13 protein-coding genes, 1 pseudogene and 1 riboswitch are annotated in these 15,320 nt (G+C 51.0%); of the genes and pseudogenes, 6 read left to right on the top strand and 8 right to left on the bottom strand.

Going from position 1 to position 15,320, the window contains the following annotated elements; all coding sequences use genetic code 11:
- The 3 genes from GX016_06430 to GX016_06420 all read right to left on the bottom strand — a co-directional run.
- On the bottom strand, positions 1–1,125 hold a 1,125-nt coding region (locus GX016_06430; protein ID HHT71194.1), incomplete at its 3' end, for a Ger(x)C family spore germination protein.
- 25 nt (positions 1,126–1,150) lie between these two features.
- Positions 1,151–2,260, bottom strand: coding sequence for an endospore germination permease (locus tag GX016_06425; GenBank protein HHT71193.1), 1,110 nt, complete (start codon positions 2,258–2,260; stop codon positions 1,151–1,153).
- Positions 2,257–3,879 (bottom strand): spore germination protein, encoded by a 1,623-nt coding sequence (locus tag GX016_06420; protein HHT71192.1) that lies wholly within the window; start codon positions 3,877–3,879, stop codon positions 2,257–2,259. Before GX016_06420 ends, GX016_06425 begins: the two co-directional genes overlap by 4 nt.
- A 143-nt stretch (positions 3,880–4,022) precedes the next feature.
- A riboswitch (TPP riboswitch) is annotated at positions 4,023–4,132 on the top strand.
- Between the two features lie 90 nt (positions 4,133–4,222).
- On the opposite strand from GX016_06420, the pseudogene GX016_06415 reads away from it, so the two are divergent.
- From GX016_06415 to GX016_06400, 4 genes and pseudogenes are all read left to right on the top strand, one after another.
- Positions 4,223–4,303 (top strand): annotated as a pseudogene (locus tag GX016_06415) (bifunctional hydroxymethylpyrimidine kinase/phosphomethylpyrimidine kinase).
- Between the two features lie 127 nt (positions 4,304–4,430).
- On the top strand, positions 4,431–5,267 hold the full coding sequence (thiM, locus tag GX016_06410; protein ID HHT71191.1) for a hydroxyethylthiazole kinase: 837 nt from the start codon (positions 4,431–4,433) through the stop codon (positions 5,265–5,267).
- A 3-nt stretch (positions 5,268–5,270) separates the two neighbouring features.
- Entirely contained in the window at positions 5,271–5,921 is a 651-nt protein-coding gene (locus GX016_06405; GenBank protein ID HHT71190.1) for a thiamine phosphate synthase, read from the top strand.
- A gap of 4 nt (positions 5,922–5,925) precedes the next feature.
- Complete coding sequence (locus GX016_06400) at positions 5,926–6,774, top strand: HAD family phosphatase (GenBank protein ID HHT71189.1); 849 nt, start codon at positions 5,926–5,928, stop codon at positions 6,772–6,774.
- A 54-nt stretch (positions 6,775–6,828) separates the two neighbouring features.
- Here GX016_06400 and GX016_06395 read toward each other — a convergent pair whose 3' ends face one another.
- Genes GX016_06395 through gcvT form a run of 4 tightly spaced genes read right to left on the bottom strand, consistent with a single transcriptional unit; the run spans position 6,829 to position 11,115 of the window.
- Positions 6,829–8,286 carry an aminomethyl-transferring glycine dehydrogenase subunit GcvPB gene (locus tag GX016_06395; GenBank protein HHT71188.1) on the bottom strand — a complete coding sequence of 486 codons (1,458 nt, stop codon included), beginning with the start codon at positions 8,284–8,286 and terminating at the stop codon, positions 6,829–6,831.
- Positions 8,283–9,623: an aminomethyl-transferring glycine dehydrogenase subunit GcvPA gene (locus GX016_06390; GenBank protein ID HHT71187.1), complete on the bottom strand. Its 1,341-nt coding sequence runs from the start codon at positions 9,621–9,623 to the stop codon at positions 8,283–8,285. The genes GX016_06395 and GX016_06390 overlap by 4 nt, the downstream gene beginning before the upstream one ends.
- A 2-nt stretch (positions 9,624–9,625) precedes the next feature.
- Positions 9,626–10,015, bottom strand: a complete 390-nt coding sequence (gcvH, locus tag GX016_06385) for a glycine cleavage system protein GcvH (GenBank protein HHT71186.1) — start codon at positions 10,013–10,015, stop codon at positions 9,626–9,628.
- The gene (gcvT, locus tag GX016_06380) at positions 10,015–11,115 is read right to left on the bottom strand and encodes a glycine cleavage system aminomethyltransferase GcvT (GenBank protein ID HHT71185.1); all 1,101 of its coding nucleotides are present in this window, start codon (positions 11,113–11,115) and stop codon (positions 10,015–10,017) included. Before gcvT ends, gcvH begins: the two co-directional genes overlap by 1 nt.
- Before the next feature lie 292 nt (positions 11,116–11,407).
- On the opposite strand from gcvT, the gene GX016_06375 reads away from it, so the two are divergent.
- The gene (locus GX016_06375; protein ID HHT71184.1) at positions 11,408–11,839 is read left to right on the top strand and encodes a hypothetical protein; all 432 of its coding nucleotides are present in this window, start codon (positions 11,408–11,410) and stop codon (positions 11,837–11,839) included.
- Positions 11,840–11,943: 104 nt separating this feature from the next.
- On the opposite strand, the gene GX016_06370 is transcribed toward GX016_06375, so the two are convergent.
- Positions 11,944–13,050, bottom strand: coding sequence for a hypothetical protein (locus GX016_06370; protein HHT71183.1), 1,107 nt, complete (start codon positions 13,048–13,050; stop codon positions 11,944–11,946).
- 435 nt (positions 13,051–13,485) lie between these two features.
- On the opposite strand from GX016_06370, the gene abc-f reads away from it, so the two are divergent.
- Positions 13,486–15,165 carry an ABC-F type ribosomal protection protein gene (abc-f, locus tag GX016_06365; protein ID HHT71182.1) on the top strand — a complete coding sequence of 560 codons (1,680 nt, stop codon included), beginning with the start codon at positions 13,486–13,488 and terminating at the stop codon, positions 15,163–15,165.
- Positions 15,166–15,320 lie beyond the last annotated feature (155 nt).

The raw sequence follows: 15,320 nt of genomic DNA, 5'->3' as shown, positions 1-15,320 counted from the left end.
GGAGAACATTTCTGGCCATCTGGGTTCCAACCGCTCCCACTCCTTGGGCTTCAGACGATAAATACCGTTGCCAAAGCCAAAGATATCGCTGTTTAGTTCCTGAGCCCGGCGCACCGCAAGCATTATTTCATTCTTAATCACTGTGGCCGTACGCCGTTCCAGAGAAGTCAATTCTTCTTCTTTCAACACCACGTCGGCCCCTGAAACCATATCTTGTACCCGGCCCTGTACTTGAACCTTAACTTTAACTAGAACTTTGTCACCGTTGACTTCGGGTTCCACGCTCGGCCGGGCCCAGATAATTTCCACCGATACCGGCTGTTCATCCACCGGCGACGATACTATCAAGGTGGCCCGCCGTACCTTGCCGGCTACCCAATGCCAGCCTCTGCTTTCCCTATTATCCAGCCAGCCGACCATACGATCACCGCGAAAAGCAGCTCCTCCGCCCAAGTAAATAGGGGGCGGAGCATCAATTGCACTCCCCTCTTCACTATCTCCATCTCCATCTTCGCTGGAACCTTTTAACTGTGCTATTAATAATTCGTATCCCGGTTGACTAAGAGTATTTATCAGTTCCCGTGTTTCTAATACCGGTGAGATAGAACTTGTAAGCTGACCGGTCTGAACTTGGCGCAGCAAAGCATTGCCACTAGTTTCTTCTAAGGGAAATTCACTGGCTAAAATCTTTTTCATATCTCCTGTAACGACTAACGGCCGGGCAATCAGTCTTAACTGCCGCTCCCGCTCAAACAAGTCGAGAACGGGCCTGATCCCCGTTCGGGCTAGATTCTCCCCTAACAGCACAATACCGGTATGAGCCCAAAACAGCTCCCGGCTGCTTTTAGGAGCTAGATTTTGCCGAGCTTCATAAGGAGTTTTTCCTCTGGCCTCTATTACCCAAGCAGGTTTCTTTTGGCTGCCGCCACCGCCCATTTCCTGCGCCATGGCTAGGGGATTATAAATTTGGGCCACTATTTTGTATTCTTCGGTGGTAGGGTCTTTATCCAGGCCTACGGCTAAAACAAATGCCAATAATTCCGGCTCACGCCGATCCCAGCAGCCGGTAACAAGTAGGGTTAGAAGAAGTAACCCCGTAAGCCAACGTCGGTTCCAACATGCCATTACCGGCCACCTCCATATGGACCTGCTACCCGCTGCCCTTGTTCCGGTGGCCTAAGGCCGTACGTACCAGATGAGCTATCCATAGGGGAAGCAGGGACAAAACGAACCAGGACAAGACGTAGGGGCCAACTATTCGTGGTTTAAAAAAGGTTAGGACTTGGAACACATCTTTGTACGCCTGCACGGACAAAGTGGTTTGGATTACAGCCATGGGAAACACCAGCGGCCGGTAATCGGCAATTCCCAGCACTTGGGCCAGGCCGTAGGCCCCACAATACAAAACAGTGGAGACACCAATAAACAGACCGAATCCCCAAGTGAACATGGCCAACGCTTCTATCCGCTGTAAGAACTCAGTTACTTCGATCGACCTTACCAAAGCATAGAACGGAAAGACTGATCGGGCTGCTTGTGAAGGACCCAGTATCCCGACAGTTGCTACCGATACCAAGACTAATACCAACGACGCCCCGGCCAGAGCCCATAGCGCCGTCCGCGTAGCCAGCTTCGGTGCAGTTAAGGAAGGGATAAGCACAGTCAGCACCAGTGACTGAGCTGCGATGGCAGTGGGTGTTATGCTGCTTTGCAGTATCGGACCAATCCCCCGGGCCAGCACTGGCTGCAGATTCTGCAACCGAACTAAAGGCAGTATCATAACCAGGCTCAACACCAGCATCAGGGCAAACAACGGAAACAAAACATCGGCCATGCGGGCAATAACCTCGATTCCATTCCAAGCAGCCACTGTGGCCACCAACACCATGCCACCGATAATAAAAGTCAGCGGTGTTCCGCCAAGAAAGCCAGTAACCAACATTTCGCCGTAGATGCGCACATCGGTAGAGGCAATTACCAGCAGCGCCCATAAGACTACTAACGCTACGAGCTTGGCTGGCCACATGCCCACCAATCTGGCTCCGTATTCTATTATGGTTTCTTCCGGATACCTGGTTCCCAAAGAAGCAATCAATATCACTACTAGCGCAGAGGTAAAGAAGGTTAGGATAGCGGCTAACCAGGCATCCTGAGCAGCATCAGCGGAGGTAAGAACCGGTAGTAACGCAATTACCACCGTGGTACGCATCATAAACAAGATGAACAACAATTGGCGATTAGATATTTTTGCTAGTTTCACCAATCATCATCCTTACGCCGGGGCTCAGGTCGTGGCATCTGGCCCGGCTGTTGGCGATCCAATTCACGGATTCCAACTAAATGAGGCCGCCGAAGCATGTCCCACCACCACGTGCGGACAAAAACGTCGCGCCAATCGGTGAACATCATGGGTCCCAGGGGTACAAAGTACGGGGTCCCAAAAGAACGTAAGGCACAAAGATGTACTAATACCAGCAGCAACCCTAACTGTATACCGAACAGTCCGGTGGTGCCGCCCAAACCAATGAACACAAAGAGCAATAACCGGCCAGTAATCCCCAGGTTAAAAGTAGGCACCGTAAAAGAAGCAATGGCGGTTAAAGCAACGATAATAATCACCGCCGGTGAGACTAGGCCGGCTCTGATGGCAGCCTCGCCCAAAATTAACGCCCCCACAATACTAATAGCCGAGCCAATGGCTCGGGGCAGGCGAATTCCGGCTTCCCGCAGCATCTCGAACGCCAACTGCATGATCAGTACCTCCACCACCACTGGAAACGGTACCCCCTGCCGGGTAGAAGAAATCCTTAAGGCCAATCCGCTGGGTAACAGTTCGTGATGAAAATTAGTCACTGCCACATATGCCCCCGGTAAGAGAATAGATACCCAGTAGGCGATAATCCGCAGATTACGGATCAGCACTCCAATAGGAAGCCGCTCATAATAGTCGTCCGGCGCCTGTAGCAGCTCAAAAAAGGTAATGGGTCCTAGCAGGACAAACGGGGTGCCGTCGGTGAAAATAGCTACTTTACCTTCCAGTAAGCTGGCTGTCACCCAGTCGGGCCGCTCTGTCCGCGCCATTAACGGAAAGAGGGTAAAAGGAGTATCCTCAATAAATTCCTCTATATACCCGCTCTCTAGTACACCGTCAATATCTATTCGCTCCAACCGAGAGCGCACTTCCGCCACCAACTTATCATTGGTCAGGCCTTTTACATAAGCGAAATTCACTTGGGTCCGGGTTAATTTGCCTATACTAAAACTCTCAATCCAGAGGTTAGGCGTCTTGAGCCGCCGCCGGATCATGGCTGTATTGACCCGAATGCTTTCTATGAAGCCTTCGCGGGGGCCACGAAGAGCGGCTTCTGACGTCGGCTCTTCGATAGCCCGTGTCTGGTAGCCCTCAACGCCACAATCAAGTGCCATGGCAACACCATGGATAAACAGTACCTTGTGACCAGAGGCTAGATTCTCACATAGTTTATCGAAATCAAATAGTTCCATAAGCTTGTAGTTGGTCAATAACCGGTCCTTGATCAGCCGGTAAAACTCTGACGGCTTGGGAGTTTCAATTCCTATTTTTAGGCTATCTACGAGAACCACGCGCTGGATGTCCTTAATTGACCTTTCCTCCACCAAGCCCTCGATGGCCATCACAGCGCCAGGCACTTGATTGGGTCCTGCCTTAAAGCGGTGTATGGTAAGATCGGCACTGTTACCATAGAGGTCACAGATGGTATGAAGATTAACCTCCAGATTAGCCGACAGCTTTCCCTTTCGTCCTTTTTCCCGTTGGCTAATAACCAAATCGTTACTCAAATGAAGCCTTTTCGAGCTCGCTCTTGTTTTGCGGCCAAATAGACGTTGCCACAAGCCCATATCTTGACTTCTCCCCACTAATTCCTAGTATTGGTCAAAATTAGTTTAACCATAGCATACTGATTCTATGTGGCTTGGCCTTGAACCTTTACCATCCCGGGCAGGAGTTTGCTTCTAAATGAAGAATACTGTACTTAAGCAAATATTTACCCTAGGGGAGCTCATGTGGTTGGGCTGAGATAAGGGATAAAATCCCTTGACCCTGGAACCTGATCTGGGTAATGCCAGCGGAGGGAAGTGGACGGAGCAAACAAACACCGCCTCTTCCTGACGGAAAGGCGGTGTTTTTCGGCTTCCTCTTTAGTTTTTACACTATCTTATTTTACGAAAGGAGCTGCCCACTATGAAGCTAGCTCGGGTACTCACAATTGCCGGTTCTGACTCCGGCGGCGGTGCCGGCATACAAGCAGATCTAAAAGATCTTGTCAGTCCGGCTATTGCTAAGTCCGTCCCGATAGGACACGGCCACGGTCCTACTAACCACCTGGCATGGTTGGGCCAATCACGCTCCAATTGAACATCTTTGATAAACCTTTTTTGGAGGTAAAACTATGAACTGGATTGAGTCTATCTGTAACCTAAATGAAAAAGTAAGGCAAGATCACCCTCTTATTCATCACATTACTAACCTAGTGGTTACAAACGTCACCGCTAACGTCACTTTAGCTGTCGGCGCGGCTCCGGTGATGCTAGGAGCAGTGGAAGATGCCGCTGCCATGACTCAGCATGCCCAGGCCTTGGTGCTAAATTGCGGCACTTTGTCCCCGGACTCAGTGGAAGCCATGTTAGCAGCCGGACAGGCAGCTAACGAAAACAACATTCCGGTAGTTTTAGATCCGGTGGCGGTAGGGACTACGCCCTTTCGGACAGAAATGATACTGAAGATATTGCAGCAGGTCAAATGCACGGTTATTCGTGGCAACAGTTCCGAAATGGGTTTTCTGGCCGGAAAAGGAGTGCGTCCCCGCGGAGTAGACGCCAGACCGGATGATCATCTTGACAGTACAGCATTGGATAAAGACCGCTCAGAGCTGGCGGCAAAGTTAGCCGGGAAATACTCGGCCACGGCCGCGGTTACAGGGCGGTATGACTATGTGTCGGACGGTAACAGGCTCGTCCGCATCGATAACGGCCATCCGCTTCTCACTGTTGTCACCGGTACCGGGTGTATGGCCACCTCGGTTATTGCCGCCTGGACCGCAGTGGCCCAAGACCCGTTTCTGGCCGCTGCCGGTGCCTTAGCCGCTTACGGCGTAGCGGCAGAAATAGCAGCCGAAAAAGCAGATGGTCCCGGAACCTTTCAGGCTAACCTGTTCGATGCCGTGTACAACCTGAACGCAGAGCACTTGAGGGACCGCTTGAAAATCTCAGTGAATATGGAGGTGTAACCAGTGGAAATACAATATGACTTGTACGTGCTCACCGACAAAGCCTTGTCTAAAGGGCGTCCAATGGTAGAGATAGTGGAACAAGCTATCCAAGGGGGAGCCACCTTGGTCCAATATCGGGCCAAGAATGCTTGCGGGCGTGATATGGTGCAGGAGGCATTAGCATTGCTGGAAGTTACCCGCTGCTACAGAGTTCCACTCATTGTTAACGATCGAGTAGATGTGGCTCTGGCTGTTGACGCCGACGGCGTACACCTGGGACAGGAAGACATCCCTTGCAAACTGGCTCGGAAACTTATCGGCCCAGATAAGATCCTCGGCATTTCTGCTTCAACAGTGGATGAAGCGCGGCGAGCCGAACAAGATGGCGCCGATTACTTAGGGGTGGGAGCAGTCTTTCCCACCGGAACCAAAGCTGACGCCGGTGACGCCATCGGTCTGGAAGGGTTGAGCGCTGTCCGCGAAGCTGTAACTATTCCCATTGTAGCTATCGGCGGTATCAACATTGACAACGCCGCGGTCGTTGCCGCCACTGGCGTAGACGGCCTATCAGTGGTCTCGGCCATTGTGTCGTCACCTGACCCCAAGCAAGTCGCTTGGGCCCTAAAGCAAGCTTTTCTTCAAGGACAAGCACAACTAGACTCCTCGAGGTGAAGAGATGACAATTTCCCGTTACCGCCTGTTGGTCCTGGATCTGGACGGTACTCTGCTGGATCACAAAAGCGAGCTGTCACCGAATACAGAGGCAGCCGTGAAAAAGGCCAGGGCTCAAGGACTAAAAGTCACTTTTGCCACTGGCAGGCTATTTGGCGATGCCATCCCTTATGCTCAGCACTTAGGTTTAACCCTGCCGCTGATCCTTAACCACGGCGCACTTATTCAAACCCTGGCCGGGGAAGTCCTGGCCAGCTGGCAGATAGGCAGTAATAGTGCTCAAACTTTGATCTCCATTGCCCGCAGAACCGGCTGCCCCTGCCAACTGTATTCAAAAGGCCAGCTCTACCTAGAAAAGCTGGCTTATTGGAACCAAGAATATCTAAAATATTCCTTTACCTCACCTGTAATAGTCCCTGACCTGGCTGCCACAGCCGCTCAGGGGCCGGAACAAATTGACTTCTTAGGTGAACCGGAAGAACTGGGACGGGTAAAGAGAATAATAGAACAAGAATTAGGCGCAGCCGTTCAGCCCACTTCTTCCTATCGGCACTTACTAGAGATATTACCGCCGGGCGTATCTAAAGGAACGGCCGTGGAATATTTGGCCGCCTACTTACAGATTCCCCTTTCTGCTACCGTGGCTGTAGGCGATGGTTACAATGATCTTGAGATGATCTTGGCTGCCGGGTTAGGTGTGGCCATGGGAAACGCTCCGGAAGAAGTCCAGCGTCAAGCCGACCATGTAACCGCCCCCAACAGCCAGGATGGTCTGGTACTGTTTTTGGATTGGCTGCTAGCAGACGATACATTTAACTTCGATAACGACAGCGATGAAAAAGTAGTGGTATAGCCGTATAACAGTAAGCTGCCGGTTGCCTGGGATCCCAGGCAACCGGCAGTTCTTCTACTTTTCCCGACGCAGTACCAGATGTCGGGCCGCTTTTACTTCATCCAGCCGTCCCACTACCGTAGTGTGGGGTGCGCTGAGCACCGATTCGGGGTCAGTGGCCGCCTCCTTGGCAATCGCTTTCATCACCTGGACAAACTCATCCAGTGTCTGCTTCGATTCTGTTTCCGTGGGTTCAATCATAAGAGCTTCGTCGACAATAAGGGGGAAGTAAACGGTAGGCGGATGCACCCCGTAATCGATCAGCCGTTTGGCAATATCCAGCGTTCGGACACCGTATTTATCCTTAAAGTTTTTCGCACTGAGCACAAACTCGTGTTTACAGGGACCGTCTCCGTGCGGGAGTAAATATGCGTCTTTAAGCAGGTGTCGTACATAATTGGCGTTTAAGACCGCATCGCTGCTGGCTTGTCTCAGACCGCGGCCACCCATCTGCCGAATGTAGGTGTACGCTTTGAGCGCTGTACCGAAGTTGCCGTAGAATCCTTGAACTTTGCCTATGCTAAGCGGTACATCGTAGCTTAATGTATAACGGTCTTGCTCCTTCTCCACTACCGGCACCGGCAAGAAGGGAATCAGTTCCTTCTTTACGCCCACTGCACCGCTGCCTGGCCCCCCACCGCCGTGAGGAGTGGAAAACGTCTTATGCAGGTTTAGATGGACCACATCAAAACCCATGTCTCCCGGGCGCGCATGACCCATGACAGCGTTTAGATTGGCCCCGTCATAATACAGTAGACCGCCCACTTGGTGCACCAGGTTGGCGATCTCATGAATATCCACCTCGAACAAGCCCAAGGTGTTGGGGTTGGTAAGCATCAGAGCTGCTACATCTTCGTCCAGAGCTGCTTTTAAGGCTTCCAGATCTACCAGACCCTTGTCATTGGACGGTATAGTAAGCACCTTAAAACCTGCCATGGCTGCACTGGCCGGGTTAGTGCCGTGAGCGGAGTCAGGGCAGATAACAGTGGTGCGATTGTCCCCGCGATTATTATGGTAGGCTCGGATCAACATCAGGCCGGTGAGCTCACCATGAGCACCGGCAGCCGGCTGCACAGTAACTCTATCCATACCGGTGATCTCAGACAGATACTGGTCCAATTCGTATAACACCTGGAGCGCTCCTTGGCTTAGCTCCTTCGGCAGATAGGGATGCACCTGAGCAAAGCCCGGCAGGGCGGCTACGTCTTCGTTTATCTTCGGGTTATACTTCATAGTACAAGACCCGAGGGGATAGAAGCCGTTGTCCACGCCAAAATTGCGGCGCGACAGCTCCACATAATGGCGGACAGCTTCCCCTTCGGACACTTCGGGTAAATCAGGTGCAGTTTCCCGTAGGAATGATGGCGGAATTAGGTCGGCAAGGTCTTGTTCGGGAACGTCGCTGGCCGGCAAGGAAAAGCCTTCGCGTCCGGAGCTTCCCAGTTCGAAAATCAAGGCTTTCTCTTTTCTCATGACATCCCCTCCAATACTGACACCAACGTGTCGATCTCCGCTCGCGTCCGCCGTTCAGTGACACATAGCAGCATGTGATCTTTTAGTTCGGGATAGTAACAACTAAGATCTAGCCCACCGATAATATTCCGGCCCAGCAGTGCTTGGTTTATTTCGCTGATGGGTCGGTTAGCCTTGATCACAAACTCTTTAAAGAACGGACGGTCAAACGCCAGCGAGAAACCCGGTACAGCGGCAATTCTGTCGGCTGCATAGTGCGCTTTTTTAAGTGACAGTTCCGCCACTTGGCGCAAACCCTGAGGACCCATCAAAGTCATGTACACGGCAGCAGCCAAAGCATTCAAGGCCTGGTTGGAGCAAATATTTGATGTGGCCTTCTCCCGGCGAATATGCTGCTCACGGGTCTGTAAAGTTAGAACAAAACCCCGGTTCCCTTCTTTGTCAGTTGTTTGCCCAACAATTCGCCCTGGCAGCCGCCGAACCAGCTTCTGTTTTGCCGCCAAAAATCCCAGCAACGGTCCGCCGAAACTGGGCGCATTACCTAAGCTTTGGCCGTCTCCCACCACAATATCTGCTTGCACAGGCGGTTCTAATAAACCCAAGCCGATCGGATCGGCCACCACAATTAGCACGGCTTTGTGATCCGCCAGTTTCTTGGCGAGCGCCGTGATATCTTCCAAGATCCCAAAGAAGTTGGGAGTCTGAACAATCAAGCAGGCCGTTTCCGGACCGAGATTATCGACTACTGTACCCGGATCTAACACCCCGTCTGCATTCGGCAACTCCTTAACAGTGAATCCTTGGGGCGTTACGTAAGTGGACAGCACCGTGCGATAAGCCGGGTTTACCGTATCGGCTACCACTATCTCTGTGTTTCGAGTCGAATTCACAGCTACCAAAGCGGCTTCCGCCACTGCTGTAGCCCCGTCATATAACGAAGCGTTGGCCACATCCATGCCGGTCAATTCACAGATCATATCTTGATATTCAAACATAGCCTGTAAGATACCTTGACTGGTTTCTGGTTGGTACGGGGTATAAGCAGTATAAAACTCGTTACGGGCTAAAATTTGTCGGACGGCACTGGGGACATAATGATCGTACACCCCGGCCCCAAGAAAAGTGGCATAATCGTTCAAGTTAGCATTCTTGGCCGCCAAGGCGTACATGTGGTCATACAGTTCTGGTTCTGCTAAAGGAGCAGGCAATTCCAGTTCGCGGTCAAATCGTACCTGGTCTGGGATATCGATAAATAGGTCTTCTACTGTATTTAACCCTAAAGTCTCAAGCATAGCTGCCCGCTCATCGTCAGTATGGGGCAGGTAATGCCAACCCATCCTTAGGCCTCCTCTTCCAAAATCTTGCCATAGTCCTCAGCCGACAAGAGCGCCTTTATTTCTTCCTCATTGTCAACGGTAAGAACCACCATCCACCCTTCGCCGTAGGGGTCCTCGTTAACAAGCTGCGGATTATCCTCCAAGGCTTCGTTTACTTCAACTACAGTCCCTGAAATCGGAGCATAAATATCTGATGCAGCCTTAACTGACTCTACCACGGCAATGCCGCTTTTCGCTTGAAACTCCTCTCCCACCGCCGGAAGCTCAACGAAAACCACGTCACCCAACTGATCCTGGGCATAATCAGTGATGCCTACATAGGCCTTCTCGTTTTCGAACCGCACCCATTCGTGGGTTTCTAAATAGAGTAGTTTTTCCGGTATTTTTGACATTATTTCTCCCTCCGGTAAAATGGTAGTGGAACAACCTGAGCCTTGGCCATGCGGCCCCGAACTTGGATTTCTATTTGAGTGCCGGTGGTACTCCACTTAGGCTTGACGAAACCAAACCCTATAACCTTACCCAGTGTGGGCGAAAAAGATCCGGAAGTTACTTGTCCCATCTTATCACCCTGATGGTAAATATCATAGCCGCTACGAGGAATAACCCGCTCTAGGGTTTCAAACCCTACCAGTTGCCGTGTCAACCCGGCGCTTACCTGTTCCTGCAGGGCAGCTTTACCGATAAAGTCCTCCTCTTTACCCAACTTAATGAAGAAATCCTGTCCCGCTTCCAGCGGAGTAATGTCTTCATCCAGTTCGTGACCGTATAAAGGCAGTCCAGCTTCTAAGCGAAGCACATCGCGGGCACCTAATCCCGCCGGAATAAGTCCGACAGTCTTACCCGCATCCAGAAGTGCTTCCCAAAGCAGGGCCAGGTGCTTGCGGCCGGAATAGATTTCAAAACCGTCTTCGCCGGTATAGCCTGTCCGGGAGACCAGGCACTTTACCCCTGCAACCTCCACCTCCGGTAGAAACCGAAAATATTTGATGCTACCCAGGTCTGCTTCAGTTAGTTTGCTCAATACTTCAATCGCTGCCGGTCCTTGCAGAGCCAGCTGTCCTTCAACTGCACACAAGTTGTCTACCTGTACGTTGCCCTGTCTCTGTTCGGTTAGCCAATCGAAATCTTTATCGGCATTAGCGGCGTTGACTACCAACAGGTACCTGCTGTCTGTAAGCCGATAAACTAAAATGTCGTCCACAGTACCGCCGTGTTCCCTACATAAGAATGCATACTGGGCCTGGTTGTCTCTTAGCCTGGCTACATCATTGGTAACCATGTGCTGGAGAAACTGCCCAGCATCGGAACCGGTAACCAGAATCTGTCCCATATGGGAAATATCGAACAAAGTTGCTTTGGTACGCGTCGCCTTGGTTTCGTCGATAATGCCAGAGTACTGAACCGGCATTTCCCAACCGGCAAACGGTACCATTTTACCGCCCAACTGCCGATGGATTTCGAACAAAGGCGTGCGCTTTAGGTTAGCCATGGGTGCCCCCCTTTCGTTATAATAAGGTGACGCACATAAATGTGAGTATTATATGAATTGAGCTTATCATAATTGGGGGTAATAAGCAATAAAATAATATGTTATTTCGTTAACGAGTCTGATATTGGAATTAAAATAATTTTATGTTTGACCAAAGTTGACTAATTAACTTGGTCAATACCACTTACGCACTCTGAGCATTAAAGCTCCTGTTGTCAATTAGGTTCCAAAATAAACGAAGTAAAGGAGGACGGGTATTTTGGACCGGTATGCTCAAGAATTAAAAAATTACATTATCAGTGGTAGCATCGAGGCCGATCATTTGGTTTTCCAACAGTCCTGTCACTCGGTGGAAGAAGCCGCTCAAGCAGCTCAGGTTAAACCGGAAGACTTTGTGAAAAACATCTGTTTGATCGATGCCGACGGCAATCTAATTGTAGCCATTGTTAAAGGTGAAGACCGGGTCAGCACCAAGCGGGTGGGAAAAGCCCTGGGTATCGCTCCCCCAAAGGTAGCTACCCCCGAGCAGATCCTGGCTAAGTCAGGCTATCCCTGTGGTGGCGTACCTTCGTTCGGCTACAAGGCTCGGTTCTTAATCGACCCAAAAGTGCTGGAAAAGGACGTGGTCTATACCGGCGGCGGGTCAGACAATTCTTTGGTCCGCATCGCCCCGGACAAGCTAATTGCCGCCAACAACGGTACTATAGTAAGAGTTCGTAAATAAACGCATGGGGCTCCATTAGGCCCGCCCCAGCCAAAAGCCGCCTGGGCAGGCGGCTCTTAGCTACAGAAGCTTTAGTTTTGCTATAAATTCTCCTACATCCACAACTACTTGGTAACTTGTACCCAAGTCCGACCACCGTTGGCAGTCTTAAATAGTTTCCCCTCTGCCACGGCCCAACCCTTCTCAGCAGTAATAAAGTTCAACTGGGTAACATCGGTCAATTCAAGATCCATGGACGGCCAAGATTGACCACCATTGCCGGTTGCGTACAGCTTATTGCCATCAGCCACAAAGCCATGTTCACTGTCTGCAAAACTCCATACCGGTTGGTGCTCTACTACTGGCACAGGAACTGTTGGCTCCCAGGTGTTGCCCCCGTCACGAGTACGATAGAAAACAGCAAAGCCGTTGCCACCAAATGTAACCGGAAGAAAGCCATTATGGTCGTCTACGAACAGCGGTGGCCATGATGGTGCTGACCCACCCTCTGTACTGTAGGTAGGATCTACAGGTAATTTTACCGGGCGCCAATTTTGGCCGCCATCGCCCGTATTATACAGCCAAACCCCATCAGCATAAGAAAACCCCGTTAGCCAAGCTTTTTGGCTGTTAGCAACGCCTAGTCCCGTCTTGAGGCCACCTAGGGGTAGCCCGCTAAACCGGCTGCTGGTGGGGTTGCCGCTGGCGGCCAGCTGCCACGATTGGCCTCCGTCTTTGGTAACATAAACATCTACCCAGTTTGACCCCATAGCCACGCCGTAGCTGGTCACCAGCCAACCATGGTCGCTATCGGTAAAAGTAAGCGCCGCCGGCCAAGGCACCATCTGCCCCTCCCGGGATTCAATACTAAAGGTAGTCCACGTTTGACCCCCGTCACCGGTTTTTAGCATTTCCAAGTTTGAAGCATTCTCCTTAAACAAAGCAATGCAACCTGTTATGTCATCAATAAAGCCAGCTTTAATATCACTGACACCCACAAAAGATGCTGGCGTAACGTCTGTCCACTTAAGACCGCCATCGTGAGTCTTGAAGGCGGACGTTTCTGTAAGCAGCCAGCCTGTCTGATCATCTACCATGTGAGCGGAAACAATAGAACCAACTTCGGCCTTCGGTACTGGTTTGTCATCTTCAGTTGCTTGAGCGACACACCCGCTAACCAGAAGACACAACCCGAGAATAATTACACCCGCCCACACCAGTTTCTTGCTCACTTTTCCTGCCTCCCAACAAAGTGCTCCGACTTTAATGTAGTTAGACGAGAATACAGGCCAAAAAGTTCCCTGGGGCTTTTCAACTTCCACTTCTATTGTGAAGCTACCCTATTTATGGTAGACTCATATTGGAACCCATTACAGGGCCGAGAAGGCGGAGGTACTAAAGCATGCGCATGGTGACTGGTAACTGACTGTAATTTCATAAAGTGGTTCCAAAAGGAGCCACAACAGTTAAGCCGGTCCCGCCGACGGGCGTTGCTTTAGTGTTCTCTATTTCCTAAAATGAGTTCGGTTTTGTTACGTTGAGGGTACGAGGTGCAATTACTACCCTCATGTTTATAATGTGTCTGGATTAGAGCACTAGGCCACGGGCTAAATCCGTGGCTTTTATGCACCCTGGCGAGAATGCATCCGGCAAGAAGGAGGCATTCCATGGTTATTCTTCATGTAAACAAAGTAGTTAAAGATTTTGGTGCTGTTTCCGTTTTATCTAACGTAACATTTGAGCTAAAAGACGGGGAAAAAGTTGCATTAGTAGGGGCTAACGGTTGCGGCAAAAGCACTTTAATGGAAATTATAGCCGGAGAGCTGGCACCTGATGAAGGCAACATCGATTGGGCCCATAACGGGCTTTCTCTGGGATATCTCAGCCAAGAAGATCGGTTTGATCCCAGCTCGCCCCTAGGTGAACAACTAGGTCCTATTCCTCCTGCACTTTTAGCTGAGTGTAAGATCAACCATCACCTACTCGGACGGCCCGCAGGTACCCTTTCCGGAGGCGAGAAAACCCGGGCCGCTTTAGCCCATGCCTTAGCCAAAAGGCCACAGGTCCTGCTCCTGGACGAACCCACTAACCACCTGGACCGAGAAGGCCTTGAGTGGCTGGAAAATGTATTGTCTCAATATCGAGGAACAGGGCTTATGGTTAGCCATGACCGCTATTTTCTGGACAAAGTCGCGGACCGCATCCTGGAAATGGAGCACGGCCAGGTGCAAAGCTATTCCGGTAACTACACTGCTTATGCTAAGCAAAAACGGGCCGAACAAGAACGGGCCCACTTAGAGTACCGGCAATATGTAAAAGAAAAGAAACGGTTAGAAGAGTCCATTAGACGCCAGACCCAGTGGGCAATGGCGGCCCATAACATGCACAAGAAGCTGCCCCGGGAACTAAAGATGAAAAAATACGAGTATCGAAGTAAAGCCAAAGCCCATATGCGTACGGCCAAAGTCATGGAGCGCCGACTGAAGAAAATAGAAAAAGAAAAACCGCGAGAACCAGCTACTATTAACCTAAGTCTCGATAACACAGGCAAGGTAGGACGCAATCTGATCCTGGCTCAAAACCTTGGCTTTACTTTTGACCAAAAGCATTGGCTGTTTCGCCATATCGACTTTTTTATTCAGCGGGGTGACCGGGTAGCCCTGATCGGTCCCAATGGTTCCGGCAAAACAACCCTTCTTCAGCTTCTTCTCGGACAATTAGAACCTACCGAGGGAACTGTCTACCGGGCTCCGGTAAACGTCTCCTACATGACCCAAGAACTGGAACATTTGGATCCCTCCAATACAGTCCTGGAAGAAGCTACCGGCGGTAACCGGGCTCCGGATCAAGCCTACGCCCGCACACTTTTAGGCTGCCTGCTTTTCTCTGGCGACACTGTATACAAAAAAGTGGCCGTTCTTTCAGGAGGCGAAAAGGTGCGTCTGGCCATCGCCAAGATTCTCCTTAGCGCTCCCGATCTACTGGTGTTAGACGAACCTACCAACGGGCTGGATATCCCCTCGCGCGAGCGAGTTGAAGACGCTCTGGAGTCTTATACCGGTACCTTACTTGTGGTTTCCCACGATCGTTATCTTCTAAGGCGCCTCGCCAACAGAGTATTTTCATTACACAACGGCCATCTCGAAGTCTTTTCCGGAGGGTATGAACAGTTTCAGCAGTCACGCACTAGCCGGGAGAAAGCTGATATCGCTTCTCAGCGCTTACTTCTAGAAACTCGCCTGGCCCAACTCTCGGCTGCCCTGGCCGATCCTCCCCCGGATGAAAAAGAACAGTTAACACAAGAGTTTATTCAAGTAAGCCGCCAATTACAGACTTTGCGCGGATAAATTCCTACCCTGTTCTGCATTACGGGTGGGCACAGTGGCCCACTCCTACGCAAAGGCCTAAATCACACAGGCCCGCACGTCGGGGCCGGGCTCTGTCCCGGCCCGTGCCCCAATGAACAACAACTCACTAGGGCTGCTGGTCCCCCCTTTCATTT

This window comes from Bacillota bacterium, assembly GCA_012837285.1.
GTDB lineage: Bacteria > Bacillota > DTU030 > DUMP01 > DUMP01 > DUNI01.
The sequence above is the reverse complement of the archived record's forward strand: the minus strand, read 5'-3'. Positions and strand labels throughout refer to the sequence as shown.

Coding starts and splice junctions, on each gene's coding strand:
- GX016_06390 (HHT71187.1), bottom strand. CDS start 9,623: ATGGGTTGGCATTACCTGCCCCATACTGACGATGAGCGGGCAGCTATG.
- GX016_06395 (HHT71188.1), bottom strand. CDS start 8,286: ATGAGAAAAGAGAAAGCCTTGATTTTCGAACTGGGAAGCTCCGGACGC.
- thiM (HHT71191.1), top strand. CDS start 4,431: ATGAACTGGATTGAGTCTATCTGTAACCTAAATGAAAAAGTAAGGCAA.
- GX016_06420 (HHT71192.1), bottom strand. CDS start 3,879: ATGGGCTTGTGGCAACGTCTATTTGGCCGCAAAACAAGAGCGAGCTCG.
- gcvH (HHT71186.1), bottom strand. CDS start 10,015: ATGTCAAAAATACCGGAAAAACTACTCTATTTAGAAACCCACGAATGG.
- abc-f (HHT71182.1), top strand. CDS start 13,486: ATGGTTATTCTTCATGTAAACAAAGTAGTTAAAGATTTTGGTGCTGTT.
- gcvT (HHT71185.1), bottom strand. CDS start 11,115: ATGGCTAACCTAAAGCGCACGCCTTTGTTCGAAATCCATCGGCAGTTG.
- GX016_06400 (HHT71189.1), top strand. CDS start 5,926: ATGACAATTTCCCGTTACCGCCTGTTGGTCCTGGATCTGGACGGTACT.